The sequence below is a fragment of the Candidatus Filomicrobium marinum genome (assembly GCF_000981545.1).
Lineage (GTDB): Bacteria > Pseudomonadota > Alphaproteobacteria > Rhizobiales > Hyphomicrobiaceae > Filomicrobium > Filomicrobium insigne.
Genome location: NZ_LN829119.1, coordinates 3,709,315 through 3,724,388, shown reverse-complemented (window position 1 = coordinate 3,724,388; position 15,074 = coordinate 3,709,315). Strand labels below are relative to the sequence as shown.

Here is a 15,074-nt window from a genome sequence, read left to right as displayed (position 1 = left end):
GGGGTTCAATCCATGATGTGGTAGCCACCATCGATGTAAAGCGTATCACCGGTGATCAGCTTGGCGCCGTTCATGGCGAGAACTGCCACCGCCACACCGACATCGTCGATCGACACGAGGCTGCGGCTTGGCGCTTTCGCCTGCGCTTTCTGGAGTAGCTTGTCGAATTCGCTGATACCCGACGCCGCGCGAGTCTTTAGAGGGCCGGGCGAGATAGCATGCACTCTGATGTTCTTGGGTCCGAGTTCGGCGGCTAGGTAGCGTGCGGAGGATTCGAGTGCAGCCTTTACCGGCCCCATCATATTGTAGTTCTCAACCACCATCTGCGAGCCGTAATAGGTCATGGTGAAGAGCGTTCCGCCATTCTTCATAAGAGGTTCGGCTAGCTTGGCCATCCTTATGAATGACCAGCACGAGAGTTCCATGGCAACGAGAAATCCGTCCTTGGAGCAGTCGACGACGCGCCCGTGAAGGTCGTCCTTGGGAGCATAGGCGATCGAGTGGAGCACGATATCAAGGGTGCCCCATTTCTTTTCGACAGCCTCAAAGGCGGCCTCAAGCTCGCCTGGCTTCTGCAGGTCCATCGGCATCAACAGAGGCGAGCGGATCTCTTCCGCGAGCGGCTGGACGAAGCGCTTCGCTTTCTCGTTGAGATAGGTGACGGCAACCTCGGCTCCAAACGCGTTGAAGGCCTTTGCACAACCCCAGGCGATCGATTGGTCGTTGGCGACGCCTGTGACGAGCGCCTTCTTGCCTTTGAGAAGCGTCAACGACGAAAGATCGATCATGTTCTCTTCTCCTCAAGCTGCCGCCGCATGCTCATGCAATGCGCCGAGCGTATGGCGAGCTATCATCAGTTCTTCGTCCGTCGGGATCACCAAGCCAACGACACGTGACCGCTTGCGTGAAATGACGAGATCACTCTTTTCGTTTGCTTTGCTGGAAAGTTTGAACCCGAGCCAGTTGAGCTTGCTCGCTACGGCCGCCCTAATCGCAGGCGCGTTCTCGCCAATGCCAGCCGTGAACACGAAGGCATCGAGCCCCTCCATCGCGGCTGCCAACTGGCCTGTAAATAAAGCGATGCGGTAGGCGAAGTAATCGAGTGCGAGCTTGGCTCGCGGATCGGGACTCGCAAGAAGGTCGCGGACATCGTTGCTCAAGCCCGAAAGTCCTTTAAGTCCGCAATCGTGATAGAAAAGGTGCTCGACTTCCTTCGCGCTTACTTTTTTTTCACCCAAGAGGTAAAGAACAATACCGGCATCGAGTTGCCCCGGTCGTGTTCCCATAGGCAGACCGTCAAGCGCCGTGAACCCCATCGTGCTCTCTACGCTTTTGCCATTGACCAGAGCGCACATGGAGGCCCCGCTACCGAGATGGGCGACAATTACTCGGCCTTTAGCAAGCTCGGGGGCTTGCTCGCGAAGCCTCCCGGAGATGTATTCATACGATAAACCGTGGAAGCCGTAGCGGCGAATGCCGGCCGCGTAATAGGCCTCTGGCAATGCATAGCGATCCGCGACTTCGGGATGGCCGCGGTGAAAAGCCGTGTCGAAACAGGCGACCTGCATGAGATGTGGCTGCCGCTCCAGAACGACCCTTATGGGGCGCAAATTATTGGGCTGGTGAAGTGGGGCGAGCGGCACGTATTCCAGGAGCTGATCAACCACCGCCGCGCTGACGATGACGGGCTCCGAGAAGCGGGGCCCTCCATGAACCACGCGATGGCCGATTCCTATCGGGAGCTTGCCAACGTGCGAGCGTAGAAAGTCAATCACCTTGTCGAGTGCGGCCGGCACATCGTCAACCTCAGGAGCTGGCCACGTTTCATCGATGACGACTTCACCTTTCGGATTCTTCGCAATGAGGTACGGGTGCGTGCCGATGCCCTCAATCTGACCTTTGAGGGATCGTTCAAGGTCGCTGCCTTTCCGAATCGCGAATAGCTGGAACTTGATGCTTGAGCTGCCCGCATTCACCACAAGGATCGTTTCGCTCATGGCTCATGCCCGGATCGGCTCTATCGCTCTGCGACGGTGTGCAATCAGCGTAGCGACAGCGCAAGAGGCCATTCGCGTGCGCAGATTGTCGGCGCGAGAGGTCAGGATGATGGGGACTTTAGCGCCGAGAACGATGCCTGCGGCGTCGGCTCCCGACAGGAAGGTGAGGTTCTTAGCCAGCATATTTCCGGCCTCTAGATCCGGAACAACGAGGATTTGAGCCTCGCCTGCGACGCGTGAGTCGATGCCCTTGATCCGCGCGGCTTCCGGGCTGATGGCATTGTCGAATGCGAGCGGACCATCTAGCTCGCCCCCCCTGATCTGTCCTCGATCCGCCATCTTGCAAAGCGCCGCGGCCTCAATCGTCGACGGAATGGCGGGTGTCACAGTCTCGACAGCGGAGAGAATGGCGACCTTGGGTACTCCGAGACCTAGGGCGACGAACAAATCGATAGCATTCTGCACGATGTCGCGTTTTGCCATGAGGTTCGGAGCGATGTTGACAGCCGCATCCGTGATGAACAGGGTTTGCGGGTGGTTGGGTACGTCCATGACGAAGACGTGGCTGATGCGCCGGCCGGTGCGCAGCCCGGTTTCCTTGTTGGTCACGGCTTCCAAAATTTCGTCGGAATGCAGGCTGCCCTTCATGACCAGTTCAGCTTTGCCCGACCGCACGAGTTCGACGGCCTTCGCCGCTGCGGTGCGGCTATCGGGAGCATCAACGATCTCAAACTTCCCAATGTCGAGTTCGAGTCTGTGAGCTAGGGCAAAAATCCGTTTCTTGGGGCCTACCAGAATGGGAGCGAGCATGCCGAACTGGGCGGCGTCCACGGCAGCACGGATGGAATTCTCATCGCAGGGATGTGCGACGGCAGTCGGAACGGCCGCCAATTTTGTCGTGGCTGCGATCAGATTTTCGTACTTTTGGTGACGGCGGATGTGAGTAACAGCGGCCTTTTTAGTCATGGCTTGTCCTCTACGCACTCAACTTCTGCCCGCTACCATTTCAGGAAAAGTCCAACGTCTCCAGGCATACCTCCCGGAAAGCTGATGATCTCTGCATGCATCTTGTATCCGAGGGGCCGCAGCTCCTTTACGTAGAACTCGTAAGCCCTTTTGGCAAAGCCCTCGAGCGTGCTCGGCCACTCCGGATCCGCGATGTTGATACGCCGTCCGCGGTCGGTGCAGTAGCTGCTCGGGAACGTCACGACCTGAATTTGGTGAAGGCCCTGTTCTGCGGCAATTCGGACGGCGTGATTGAGCCGGTCGAAGACCTCAGGCTGAACGTCACGCTTCATGAATGCGTCACGCAGGTCGAGCAGCTGCTTCTCCTGTTTCTTCTTTTTCTTCTGCTCATCATCCATTTTAGCGACTTCAGCGTCGGAGGAGATCAGCTGCAGGTCCATCGGTTTCAGAAGAGTGGCCATCGTCTTCACCTTGAGTTATTGAGCCGGCCAATATGGCTCGGGCCTATCAGTGCTTGGAGTGTCTCGCCGCGTGGTCCCTCATCGGTCGCACGAGACCCTTCTGCGATTTCTTCGGGTCCGTTGCGGGCTCTGGCTCCCGTTTTTCACCTTCAGCAGTGTCTGAAACGCACCGATCTAGAAGTGTTCGAATCTCTTCCAATCGGATTTTGGTCTCATCGCTTTGGAGCGGCACCACATCAATCAACCGCTCGAAGCTTCGACGCAGGCGCGAAGCTCGCTCTCCGTCCTTTTTCAACATCGCCGGGATGGCATCCACGGCGCCACGCTCATCCAGCAACAGCATGAAAAACTGCTCGCGCAGAAGCGCCTTGAACTCGGACAACGACAGGCCTCGTCCTACTTCATCCCTCATACGACGCAGGAGATTGAAGCTGCGTTCATCGACCACACCGTCAGGCATCCGGACGTAGAGGAGCGCGCGGAGCAGCGCTTCCCGGGCTCCTCCGTCCTTTATGCCTCTCTTGAGCTCTTCCACACGTTTGTCCACGAGTGCCTGGTGCGAAGCGCTTTTTCCCGGTCCTCGTCGGATCGGCGCATCCGACGCCTTGAGGCCCACCATGGCTTGAAGGGCGGGGGATCCGTAAACCGCGTGAAACATGGTTTCGAACATTCTGTCTCTAGTGTCGCCGTAAGCGTCCAATGTTGTTTCGATCCACCGCGCATAGCGTCCCTGCATCTCCCAAAAGGGATTGTTCTTCGGCACTTGCCTGCGTGGGGTCTCCGATCGATCGAGTATCTCGATCAAGGGGCGCATGAAGGGGTTAGCAGAAGAGAAGAGCTCGTACTGGAGGCGCAGTGGATGCATACGACGCGACCATTCCGCGATACCTTCATGTGCCCAAGTCTTCATCCACGGCTGCACGAACGTGCGATAAAGTCCGAGGTTGATTTCCGAGACGCGCGCGACGGTCGCAAATTCGCGGTCGTCCTCTTCTGAGTTACCGCCAAGGGCGCGGATGTCATTCAGCGTCCTGTCTTCGAAGCGAACCAGGTACTCGCCGCCTACCAGCTCCGAGCTGGGATCACCAGCGTCCTTCGGTGTCATGACCGCTTCGTAGAGACCCGGTGGAAGCACATCGATCAGGTCGATGTTGCTGGCGAACTCACCATGCTCCTTCTTGGCGACGGAGCCCGAGACAAAAATTCCAAGGTGGCCAATGGACTCGTGAACACCATAAACAATTGTCTGCCCGTGTGCCCGGATGTCATCGACGCTCTCGTAAAGATCGAGAATCCAGTCCAACGCCTGCGGCGGCGGCGTAATGTTGTCCGCTTTGGAGCAGAAGACGATGATAGGCGACTTGATATTGCGCAAGTCAACGCGTGCACCGTCGGACGTCCTAAGTTCGCCGGCAGTGAGCTTATTCCCAATGAATAATTCATCCGCAATAAATTGCATTTCTCCGCTGTTGAGCAGGACGTGCGCGCCCCACCACTGCTCGAACTCGAGAAAACGCGACTCTTCGGTGTCGATCTTCGAATAGAGGTTGTAGAGCTTCGTCCAATAGGTGTTGGCCGGATTGAGATTTTCAAAGTTCGATACGAGCCATGCACCATCGAACTTGCCGTTGCCGATATCTCCGGTAAGTGCGGTCAGCCAGCTTCCGCCAAGTAGTCCCCCAAGGTAGCGCATGGGGTTCTCTCCGCGAACACCGGCCCAATAAGAGAGAGGAGAGCCTGCGATAATGATCGGGCCGAAAAGATCGGGCCGAATTGCCGCGACCATCATGACAGCCCAACCTGCTTGGCAGTTTCCGATAACAGCTGGACGTCCTTCTGCGTCCGGATGCAATTCGATCACCCGCTCGAGAAAGACTGCCTCCGCGCGCGCGATATCTTCAATGGTCTGCCCTGGGATGGGATTGGGCAAAAAGCCTATGAAATAACAGGGATGGCCGGCCTTGAACGCAACTCCGAGTTCGCTTTCCGGCTTAAAGCCGCCGATGCCTGGCCCGTGGCCTGCACGCGGGTCCACGATTACGAATGGTCGCTTGCGTTTATCGATCTCGACACCGGCCGGCGGCTTCACGCGCACCAAAACATAATTCACCGGGTGCTCTAACGTGCGTCCGTCGACGAGAAGCTGAAGGTCGAACTTCAGGACATGTGGTGCGGTTTTTGCTGCATGGTCTTCATACCGCTCTCCCCGCTGCTGCAGCACCTTAAGGAAGAGAGCTGACCGCTGACCTGCGTCAATCCAATAGTCGGAAACGCTTTGGAATAGATCGGATGCACGATTTGCGTCGGCACTGATCGAGTTTGGTGCTCTTGCAGCCATGGGGCTCACTCGGCTAACGAACAAACCCCCGAGAGCAAGAGTACTCTTTCGATTCTAGCTGATCAATCCCAATCTTAGTACACAGGCTTCATGCGCTTTTGGCAGGGACTCTCACCGTGGTGGGTCGCCGTTTTGTGCCGTTCTTCGATCTTTAGCGAGCCTATTACCGGAGAATATTGGGTGATGCCCCCCGCCTGCGTACGATGGCATTAGATATTACACTATATAATTCCCTGCGAACTTCATTGCTTGACGTCGGGATTGGGCGCATCATGCAAAAGTGCTTTTGGCAATCTGCTTTTTCATTTCGATGCTCACAATAAAGAAAGTTGGTTCCCAACATCGCCTCGCGAATTGGACCGCAATCTGTGAGGCCATGACGTGTTCAAGGACTTCATTCTGCGCTTGAGCGAGCAGCGATTCTGTCTTGGCATGTGGGGAGAGAACGATGGAACACTCGCTCCATGAGGCAGCGTCACATCACCTGCCACCATTCATAACAGCGCCGGGTCAGACCGACTGGCTGCTCTCGCTCATGGCCGTAGTCCTCATCGGGTCGGTTCTCGGCGCCGGTGTATTCTTCTTCTGGCTGCACTCGCTGCCCGAGAGGATGGTTCACAACAAAGCACAATTCGATCTCGTTGCAGTGTTGGCTCTGTTGTCGCTTTTCACGCACATCCATGCATTTTGGGTCGCCGCCCTTATCATTGCCCTCATTGAATTTCCGAATTTCTCGGTTCCGGTTATTTCGAGCTCTCTCAAGCGGATCGCCGGTTCACTCGAAGCGATGGCTGATGCGCAATCGAAAACCGGCGAGATGAAGTCGCTAAAAGTAGACGGCACCCTGCACCCGCCTTCGGACAAGACGAAGATTGATGCCACGAGCGCAGGGACGCATGCGGACGAGCCAACGAAGAGGCAGGAGGCCGGACATGCTTGAGCTGATGATTTGCTCGCTGTTCACGATCCTGCCCGATTACCTTTACCGGCGCTATGGCCAAGGCAAGCGCTTGGGCCGGGAGATCACATTTTACTCGGTGTGGTACGAGTTCAGATACGGCATCACCACATGCCTGATGCTGACCGTGGCTCTGATCACCGTTATTTTTTACTTCCATCCATCGAGCACCAACGTCACGGCGTACTTCCGCACAATTCCAATCTTGCCTGAAACGAACGGCCGTGTTGCGGAGGTCTTCGTTGGGTTCAGCGATCAGGTCGAGAAAGGCGCCCCGCTTTTCAAGCTCGACAGCACCAAGCCGCAGGCCGCGTTCGAGCTTGCCACTCGACAGCTGGTTGAGGTGGATGCGGCGATGGTCATGGCCAAGGTGGACATCGCCGCGGCCGAAGGCGATATCCAAGAGGCGAAAGGGTCCTATAAGCAGGCACTCGAAGAGCTCCAGACGAAGGAGGAGTTACAGCGCCGCAACGCCGACGTCGTGACTAAGCGTGAGATTGAGCGGCTCCGAAATGCGGTAGAGGCCCGACAGGGAGCATTGACCGCAGCGGAGGCTGCCAAACAGTCTGCTGAGACGAAGCTTTCGACACTTCTGCCCGCACAAAGAGCCAGTGCCGAAGCTGCGCAGGCGCAAGCTCAAGTCGAATTGAACAAGATGACCGTATATGCCGGAGTAACCGGCCATGTGGAGCAGTTCAGCCTGCGCGTGGGAGATGTGGTCAATCCCTTAATGCGGCCTGCCGGAATTCTTATTCCGTCAGAAGCCGGTCGCCTGTACTTGGTCGCGGGCTTCAATCAGATTGAAGCTCAAGTCGTGAAAGTTGGAATGACAGCGGAAGCCACCTGCGCCTCCAATCCGCTCACTATCATTCCTCTGGTGGTCACACAGGTTCAGGACTTTATTTCTGCCGGTCAGTTCAGAACTTCGGAGCAACTGATCGACCCACAGCAGACTGCGCGGCCGGGGACCCTCTTGGTCTTCCTGCAACCCCTGTTCGAGGGCGGTTTGGATAAAGTCACTCCAGGCAGCAGCTGCGTTGCCAACGCCTACACAAACAATCACGACTCGCTGGCGCAGCCGAACATCGGATGGGGGCGCTGGCTTTTTCTGCATATGGTCGACACGGTCAGCATCGTCCACGCAATGATCCTGCGGCTACAGGCGCTCGTCTTGCCCATCAAAGTTCTCGTTTTCGGCGGACATTGAAGCGCGCGCGCAACAAGGCTTTCCTCCCTCGCCCACGGTTACCTTCGTACTGTCGCTAGGGCGTCGATCTTCTCTATTCGTTCAATAATAACGTCACATGCACCGTGTTTCCGTCACGCCGCTGAATCACCTTCAGACCGCTCCGGCCAAAGACAGCAAGCATTGCCCTGTTCTGTGCGAGTACCTCCGCCTCAAACGTTTCAATGCCCTGATCGCGGGCAATGCGCGCGAGGTGCCTTAGGACTAGGCTCGCAATGCCGCGCCCGTGCCAATCATCGGCAGTAACAAACGCCAATTCTGCGCTCCGGGGTGCCGGTGAAGCAGCATCGACATAATAACGCCCGCCGCCGATCAGCCTCCCTCCCTCACCGCTTTGAATGGTGACGACCAGCGCCACTACATTCTCGAAATCGACTTCGGTAAACTGCTTAAGCTCGGCCTCCGTCAATTCCTTTTTGTACGTAAATAGCCGCGTGTAGACCGACTCTCGATCGAGACTTTTGAATGTTGCGAGAACGGAGGCCCTATCATCGTGACGGATCGCTCGAACGATGACAAGAGTTCCATCCTTGAGAGCATCGGCAGCACTATAGCTTCGGACATCCATCACGATCTCCTCTACCGGGATCAGGTGCATCCTTTGACAAAAGCGCAAGAACGACTACCGCCACAGCCGCAATAGTGATGTCGCTGGCGGATAAGTTGGTTGAGAAAACTCCGATAAAGCAAATGCCAATAATTCCGGAAAAAGCGGCCCACCAGGCACACACAAGCCGGGCTGATTGATGCGGAGTCTGTCGCCGTCTACGATCGAGAGACGCTCGAGCCGCTGAGAGGCCCGTTGGATCAGGTCTGCCAGGCGTGAACATGCTAGCTGTGCCTCGATTGCTCGTCCGTATCATCGTCGCTCTCTAGCCAGACGAGAATGAGCTGCCATGCGACTGCGACGATAACGGGGCCCAGAAACAGACCGATGATGCCATTGGAAATTGTGCCTCCAAGCACGCCGATGATGATAAGGGGCATGGGCATCGACAATCCACGCGTCATCACGATCGGTCTGAGGACGTTGTCGACCAGCCCGACCGGAATCATGTAGGCGGTGAACAGTGCCGCCTGCACTGCGCCGAGCTCCATCCAACTCCAGATAACCACCGGCAGAATGACAAGGCCCGGGCCGATTTGAATAATTCCCAGCACCAGCGCGATGAAGGCCAGAATTCCGGCCCCTGGAACGCCAGCCACAACGAACCCTAAGCCGACGAGCGCGGTCTGCAACACAGACACGCCGACCACACCGCGCGAGACATTTCGGATCGTCGCCCCGACCAGCCGAACGATTTCGCGGCCGCGTGGGCGCAGCAGCCTGTCGCAAGCCCGACTGATGGACTCGACGATCTTGGGGCCCGGGGTAAACAGAAGCCCGGCGATCATTATCGCAACGAGAAATTGCAGAAGTCCCACCATAACGTTTTGCGCGATATCCAGGAAACTCGGTGCCAGCGGGCGAAGTTTCGGGGCGAATTCGACCAGCATGGCCTTAGCGTTCGTGGCACTTGCAAGCCACAGATCGTAGAGACGTTCACCTGCGATCGGCCATGACTTAATGCTATCGGGCGGCATCGGCACCAGCAGTCTGCCGCTTTCAAGGCCTTCGCCGATGTACCCGATCCCATGCGCCATCCCGAAGCCAAGCCAGGTCAACGGGCCCAGCACGACCGCAATACTGACAGCGGTGATGAAGAACGCTGCGAGCTTCTGCCCGACCCACGCAGAAAGTCGATTGTGCACGGGGTACAACGCCACGGCGAGAATGGCACTCCAGAGCCCAATGGTAAGAAACGGAGAAATGATGGCCCAGGACGCGTAGGCGACGACGGCGAGCAGCGCAACTTTAATGACCGTTTCGATGATCCGGTCATGCGAGGTGCCGTCTATGTCCATTTCGCTCTTTCCAGCCACGGCCCTGTTCCTCAACTTTGCACTGAGAGCTCTGCTCTTGAGAAGGTTCGCATTTCGACCAACTGAGCCTTGCTGGCAACAACGATGGTGGGTTTCGACCGTATTGGTGCCGCGCTCATGGTTCCGGCGGTGTAATGGCTTGCCTACAAGCGCAAGGGCCCTCTGACCTGACTAGCACTCGCCAGCGCTCACTTGCCGACAAACTTTGGCCGACGTTTTTCTCGGAATGCCTGAATGCCTTCTGCGTAGTCGGCGCTGTCGTAAACCACCCGGCGCAGACCCTGCACGCGCTCGAACCGCCGCGGGCTCATGGAATGAGCGCCGGCCAGCATACGAAGCTGCTCCTTCATAACGGAGACCGCGAGTGGCGCGTTATCCGCGATCTGTCGCGCGAGATCGTAAGTGAAGGACTCGAACTGATCGGCCGGCACGGAGTGGTTGACGATACCGAGACGCTCGGCGCGTTCGGCGCTCATAGGTTTGGCCGTAAAGGCCATCTCTTTGGCGATCCTCAGCGAACACGCGTTCATGAACGTCAGCATTCCAGAAACACTGTAAGGCACGCCGAGACGCGCCGGAGTGACGGCGAAGGACGCCGAGGGCGCGGCGACGATGAGATCGCAGGCAAAGACAAGCTCACACGCACCGCCCCATACACCGCCCTCGACCATGGCAATGACCGGGGCCGGGCATTTCTCAATGGCGCGGATGAGATAGGGAAGCGGATCGTCCCAGCCGAGCGGGTCACGCTTACCTTGGGGCAGCTCGTCGATGTCGTGACCGGCGGAGAAGACTTTCGCGCCCGGCCGAGCACGCAGGATGACCACGCGGAAGCCGTACTTCTTTGCCCGGCTGAGCGCCTCCACAATGGATTCGGCCATTTCTTTAGAGAGCGCGTTGAGACGCTGCGGTCGGTCGAGGGTGATGGTCCCGATGGGCAGTTCAGCGGCAATTTCAATCAACGGCAACTGTCGCGGCTTCATGGTCTGATCTCCGCAGAGAGCGACGGTACACGCCGGCTACCTCAGCAAACACAAAAGCCGATGCTCTATGCCGGAATGAGCTTAAATGCAGACAAAAGACGTTTGTTGATCGAAGTCAAAATCGTAACTCCATTGGCGATTTCTCCCCATGGCAGTATTCGCGTCTGCTTGTCTTCGAGCATATGGGTCGCATCGCCCGTCACCGTTCGCAGCATCTGCTCTACGGTCAAGCCCAGATGGCTCAAGATCGCCGCAGGCGGGGAAATTTTCCGCTCCTGAAGACCTCAAGTTTGTCGATCTGCAGAAATCCGTCGGAACCAAGGCGTCGGAACCGAGTAGCTTGTTGAGCGACGCTTGCTAAAGCTAGCCTCAGAAGTTGGGCTTCTCGTCGTCGCGCTCCACCCTCGTGTGGCATCTATTGGAAAGGGGGGGGCGCCTTGCTCGTGCGGATGAAGGAAACACATTCCACAGGAACACGGGGCGCCCGATGTTCTCCAGCATGCGCCAAATGATTGTCGCGGTGCGCTCTGCTGCCATTGGCCCTTTCGTTGCGTGGGAAAGGGAGGTGCAGCCGAAGATCTCAGCATGGGATGATAAATGGGCCCAAACTGCGGCTACTCCGACACAAATCTCATGCTAACGTGATCCATGACACAAAGCTGCTGGCAAGGGAATCAGGCATCACAGCGCCCCGGAAATTGAAGTTGGATTAGTCAAAGCTGTGATCCGTGGGCATCAATCCTAATCTCGTGAGCGGGCTCGCGCCAAATAATGGGCAGTGACACAATCTTTAAGCGGCGTTCTGAAGCGCGATTCCAAGCAGAGTTCAGGATGACGGAACGGAAGTTCGTCTAATGCCGATGCATAGCCAGCAGCTCCTGGAAGCAGCTGACTATGTCGCCTTCGTATTATCTCCTAATGCCGTTTTGGAGGCTTTGCCCCTACAAACAAGTGAACCTCGGCGTCAGCGCCGCTCTGGTCCCCGGTAAAGCCGATACGGTCGCTGCCAAGTGTTGAATCTACGGAGCCGTACGTCACGAATCCGTCCGCATGTTTAAAGACACGGTCATGTGGGCAGCGTTCATCTACGCTGAAAAGGTCGATGGGTTCGTCTGCATGCACGCGGAACGTGCCATCGGCGAGCCAATGCAATGCAATCCTGTTCACTGAGTAGATCTCCTTGTTTCAGATAGGGATATTTTGCTCAATGCCTGCGGTCTGGCTGGCTCCAATGATTGAACTGGAATCGTCATGTGACACAGCTTTACGGGGGGCTGCTTGACAAAACCAAATGGAAAAATCCACCGGCTAAATACACGCAAAATCTGCGGTACGGCGCGCCGCAACAGCGGCACCGCCAGGAAGAACCTAAAGGGGTCCCCCCGACATATCACGAGCAGAGCGGTCCCGAGAAAGCGCTACAGATCCCGGCTAGCTGAAATCACCCTAGTAGCAAACCTGTCGACATCCCCTGGGCGCGAAAGCTTCTTTCTCTGACCGGGCGGGATCCACTGAAGGCGAGTTTCACCAGTTGATGGCTTTCGCCAGATCACCCAAGCATACGCTGTGGCCGTTGAGGCCTTTGGATCCCAGCGCCCCTTGACCATCGGCACTCGCTCCGAGAACAACGCGACCTCATCGGGTGGAATTTTCTCGAACAACTCATTATAGCGCCGGGCTCCTTCCAACCAATTCGTGCGGACCAAGAACGCGACGCCGGACTTCGCTTCACTCAAGGCGCGAATTGCGAACTGCAGAGCTAAATTATAGGGTGGATTCGTTATGATCCAATCGGGATTGAAAGAGCAGAACGCCACTTTCGATCCTTCCCCTACAAACGAGCCTACTTCGTATCCTCGACCGTAGTCGTGGATGTCGCTCGCGTGGACCTTCCCAAAATATTCGCGAAGGACCTCGATCATATGACCCTCACCGCATGCCGGCTCCCAAATGCTAAGCTGACGAAAACCAATCACGTCTGGCGAGGCAGCGGGATGAAACGATTTAGCGAGCACATGCTCAATCAAGGCTCGCGTCGCCCATGGAGGAGTTGGGAAATAGTCCAGACCATTCGGCGGCTCCGCACGGGAAGCCATCACTGAGCGGGCGCCGAATGGCAGGTCTGAAGAGATACATGAATCAGATACTTCCTGCGTACCATTTACTGTCGCAGAATCCATAAAGAGTTGCATTTTCAGATGGCCTCTCAAAACATGGTCAAAGCTGTACCTCTATGCGTCACCGCATCGGCTCACATCTATCCGTTAGTCGGCATCGACGCTGACCTAGAGTCGCGCCAGAACATGTCGAGGCCGGCATTGAGTTTTCAGGATTGTGGGCGACGCGATTTCTATGCCGCCAATTGGGAGTTCATGTTGCCACCACCCGCCGCGATATAAGATCGAAGACCCTCTCTAATGTTTCGACATCTCGCGGCAACTTTTCGTCGATTCCTTTTTTGTTTAGCCACATTCGTAGTCGAGCGGCGCCCACTCCCGGCATCATCACTCTCTCACCCATGATTGCCCCCTGTTGCTGTCATGAATGTGAGACGGGCAGTAGCGCTCCTACTCTTAAGCGCAGGAGAGCTGCGATAGCTGGGCATCACGCCGCTCCCACGTCTAGCGTCGACGTACGGGCTCGGCCTGCGAGCCACAAATCCAAATCTGATCGACGGTAAAGCACCTTACGAGCGGACTGGCGAACAAAGAGAGGACCACCGCCGTAGCACCGATATTTCGCTAGCGTGCTACGGGATGTCCTCAGGTAAGCGGCCGCTTCCGCGGCATCGAGAATGTCGAGGTTCCGGATGTACTGCGGGTCGAGATTGCGCAGCTTTGTTCTTCGCACAACTTCCACTTCGATTCTCCATACGTTCAAACACGTACGGAAATATGCGTGGAGGCGCCAAGTTTTATAGGGCAATTCCGCCCTAAAGCTTGGCGATCAAATTGTCCCATTTCTGAAACTGCCGCTTGGCCCGCTCCTCCCTCGGAGTAACCATCCGGATTATCGCGACCAACTCCTTCCAGAGCGCGGCAGCTATCCATTTCCTGACCACTTTGACCTGTATTTGTCGCAGTTTCACGCCACCACTCTCCAGCGCGAGAAAGAACTCCCGCACCACCTCATAGTTCGTGGCATCGGCTATTCCGTTCGGCGCATACCGACTTCCGGCGGGGCCGCTGCCGCCGAGGAGATGATGCCGCGGCGGAAGCCGCAGGCCGGACACAGGAGTTTACACTTTCGTCGCTTTTATAATCAGTACTCTTAATAGGAGAGACGAAACTGTAAAATTCAGCCGCATTATCGAAGCCTCCGCTTCGCATCCGCTTATAGAGCGTCGGCCGGCTAATACCGAGCTTGCGTGCGATTTCGGAAACGGACGTTGATCGCGGCGTTGATCCGCTTGCCGCTCGCTTCGCGGCAGCGCGCTGCTTGTCGCGAGCCTTCTTCATGGCTCGCTGTAGTTTCAGAACCTCGCCTTTTGTCATGTCGGCCGGGTGGATGCCCCATGGTCGACCGGCGCGAAGCCAATGAAGCTTATCAAGTTCAAGATCGAAGCCGACAGCTGAGGGGGACTGAATGGTTCGATACCCCTCATTCATCATCACAGCCTCAAATGCTAGCGCCACTTCTGCACGCGTCGCGCCGTCAATGTATTTGTCTGCCCACTTCTGAAGACTGGCTAGACCGACGCTGCGATTGTCGTGCTCCGCCACGAGCGCGAGCAAGTTGCCGGCGATAGTCAGGAGGGCGAGCCGGTGGCGTGAGCGAAACAGGGCCGGCCTGCGTGTCGCGTAGACCTTCGCTAGTGATCCAAGAAGACGAAAGGCACGGCCCCTTACGGCCATCCTCATCCGCTTTTCAGGGCCGACACCTTTGACTTGATCAATCGTCGCCAGGTTTCGCCGGACCTTTGGCTTCGAAGATTCAATCTTCTCGTGGAAGGTTATGACACCTGTCTCGGTCTCCTCACGGTAGACCTCCGTGATTGACTCACTCTTGAAGGCGGTTGCAGTTGCTCGCATAGGCATAGATGTTTCATTTCATTTGAATCGCGCTGCGGTGCCGGTCGGAACGCGGTTTTTCGTTGAGGTCAATGGGGTCGCGGACAGTCGCGATCACGCGGTTGCACGCGAAGCGAGGGATCAGCATCGCGATCTTCACTCAATCCGGAGCGAGCGGCGCGCACAAGAGCA

General features: G+C 56.8%; 15 protein-coding genes. 2 read left to right on the top strand and 13 right to left on the bottom strand.

Translation table 11 applies throughout. The features are described 5' to 3' along the window. Positions 1-5: 5 nt before the first annotated feature. The 5 genes from fabI to YBN1229_RS17365 are packed head-to-tail and all read right to left on the bottom strand — an operon-like array spanning position 6 to position 5,762. Positions 6-788, bottom strand: coding sequence for an enoyl-ACP reductase FabI (gene fabI / locus YBN1229_RS17385; RefSeq protein WP_046479449.1), 783 nt, complete (start codon positions 786-788; stop codon positions 6-8). Positions 789-800: 12 nt separating this feature from the next. Then, positions 801-1,997, bottom strand: coding sequence for an acetate/propionate family kinase (locus YBN1229_RS17380; RefSeq protein ID WP_046479448.1), 1,197 nt, complete (start codon positions 1,995-1,997; stop codon positions 801-803). A 3-nt stretch (positions 1,998-2,000) separates the two neighbouring features. Continuing rightward, positions 2,001-2,963 (bottom strand): phosphate acetyltransferase, encoded by a 963-nt coding sequence (locus YBN1229_RS17375; protein WP_046479447.1) that lies wholly within the window; start codon positions 2,961-2,963, stop codon positions 2,001-2,003. A 32-nt stretch (positions 2,964-2,995) separates the two neighbouring features. Further along, on the bottom strand, positions 2,996-3,424 hold the full coding sequence (locus YBN1229_RS17370; RefSeq protein ID WP_046479446.1) for a hypothetical protein: 429 nt from the start codon (positions 3,422-3,424) through the stop codon (positions 2,996-2,998). Between the two features lie 46 nt (positions 3,425-3,470). Then, the gene (locus YBN1229_RS17365) at positions 3,471-5,762 is read right to left on the bottom strand and encodes a DUF3141 domain-containing protein (protein ID WP_082101196.1); all 2,292 of its coding nucleotides are present in this window, start codon (positions 5,760-5,762) and stop codon (positions 3,471-3,473) included. Positions 5,763-6,210: 448 nt separating this feature from the next. Here YBN1229_RS17365 and YBN1229_RS17360 point away from each other — a divergent pair, with 448 nt between their 5' ends. Both YBN1229_RS17360 and YBN1229_RS17355 read left to right on the top strand, forming a co-directional pair. After that, positions 6,211-6,702 carry a hypothetical protein gene (locus tag YBN1229_RS17360; RefSeq protein WP_046479445.1) on the top strand — a complete coding sequence of 164 codons (492 nt, stop codon included), beginning with the start codon at positions 6,211-6,213 and terminating at the stop codon, positions 6,700-6,702. Continuing rightward, a complete protein-coding gene (locus tag YBN1229_RS17355; RefSeq protein ID WP_046479444.1) occupies positions 6,695-7,927 on the top strand; it encodes an HlyD family secretion protein in 1,233 nt (410 codons plus the stop codon). The genes YBN1229_RS17360 and YBN1229_RS17355 overlap by 8 nt, the downstream gene beginning before the upstream one ends. A gap of 73 nt (positions 7,928-8,000) precedes the next feature. Here YBN1229_RS17355 and YBN1229_RS17350 read toward each other — a convergent pair whose 3' ends face one another. The 8 genes from YBN1229_RS17350 to YBN1229_RS17315 form a co-directional block, all read right to left on the bottom strand. Then, positions 8,001-8,534: a GNAT family N-acetyltransferase gene (locus YBN1229_RS17350; RefSeq protein WP_160298733.1), complete on the bottom strand. Its 534-nt coding sequence runs from the start codon at positions 8,532-8,534 to the stop codon at positions 8,001-8,003. A 263-nt stretch (positions 8,535-8,797) separates the two neighbouring features. Continuing rightward, positions 8,798-9,889, bottom strand: a complete 1,092-nt coding sequence (locus YBN1229_RS17345; RefSeq protein WP_244464957.1) for an AI-2E family transporter — start codon at positions 9,887-9,889, stop codon at positions 8,798-8,800. A 188-nt stretch (positions 9,890-10,077) separates the two neighbouring features. After that, a complete protein-coding gene (scpB, locus tag YBN1229_RS17340; RefSeq protein WP_046479442.1) occupies positions 10,078-10,872 on the bottom strand; it encodes a methylmalonyl-CoA decarboxylase in 795 nt (264 codons plus the stop codon). 65 nt (positions 10,873-10,937) lie between these two features. Further along, positions 10,938-11,102 carry a hypothetical protein gene (locus tag YBN1229_RS18785; protein ID WP_160298732.1) on the bottom strand — a complete coding sequence of 55 codons (165 nt, stop codon included), beginning with the start codon at positions 11,100-11,102 and terminating at the stop codon, positions 10,938-10,940. Between the two features lie 685 nt (positions 11,103-11,787). Next, positions 11,788-12,039, bottom strand: coding sequence for a hypothetical protein (locus YBN1229_RS17335; RefSeq protein ID WP_046479441.1), 252 nt, complete (start codon positions 12,037-12,039; stop codon positions 11,788-11,790). A 251-nt stretch (positions 12,040-12,290) separates the two neighbouring features. Beyond that, positions 12,291-12,794 carry a methyltransferase gene (locus tag YBN1229_RS17330; protein WP_348519228.1) on the bottom strand — a complete coding sequence of 168 codons (504 nt, stop codon included), beginning with the start codon at positions 12,792-12,794 and terminating at the stop codon, positions 12,291-12,293. A 682-nt stretch (positions 12,795-13,476) separates the two neighbouring features. Continuing rightward, the gene (locus YBN1229_RS17325) at positions 13,477-13,722 is read right to left on the bottom strand and encodes a helix-turn-helix transcriptional regulator (RefSeq protein WP_197540868.1); all 246 of its coding nucleotides are present in this window, start codon (positions 13,720-13,722) and stop codon (positions 13,477-13,479) included. Between the two features lie 278 nt (positions 13,723-14,000). Then, on the bottom strand, positions 14,001-14,903 hold the full coding sequence (locus tag YBN1229_RS17315) for a helix-turn-helix domain-containing protein (protein WP_046479439.1): 903 nt from the start codon (positions 14,901-14,903) through the stop codon (positions 14,001-14,003). Between the last annotated feature and the right edge of the window lie 171 nt (positions 14,904-15,074).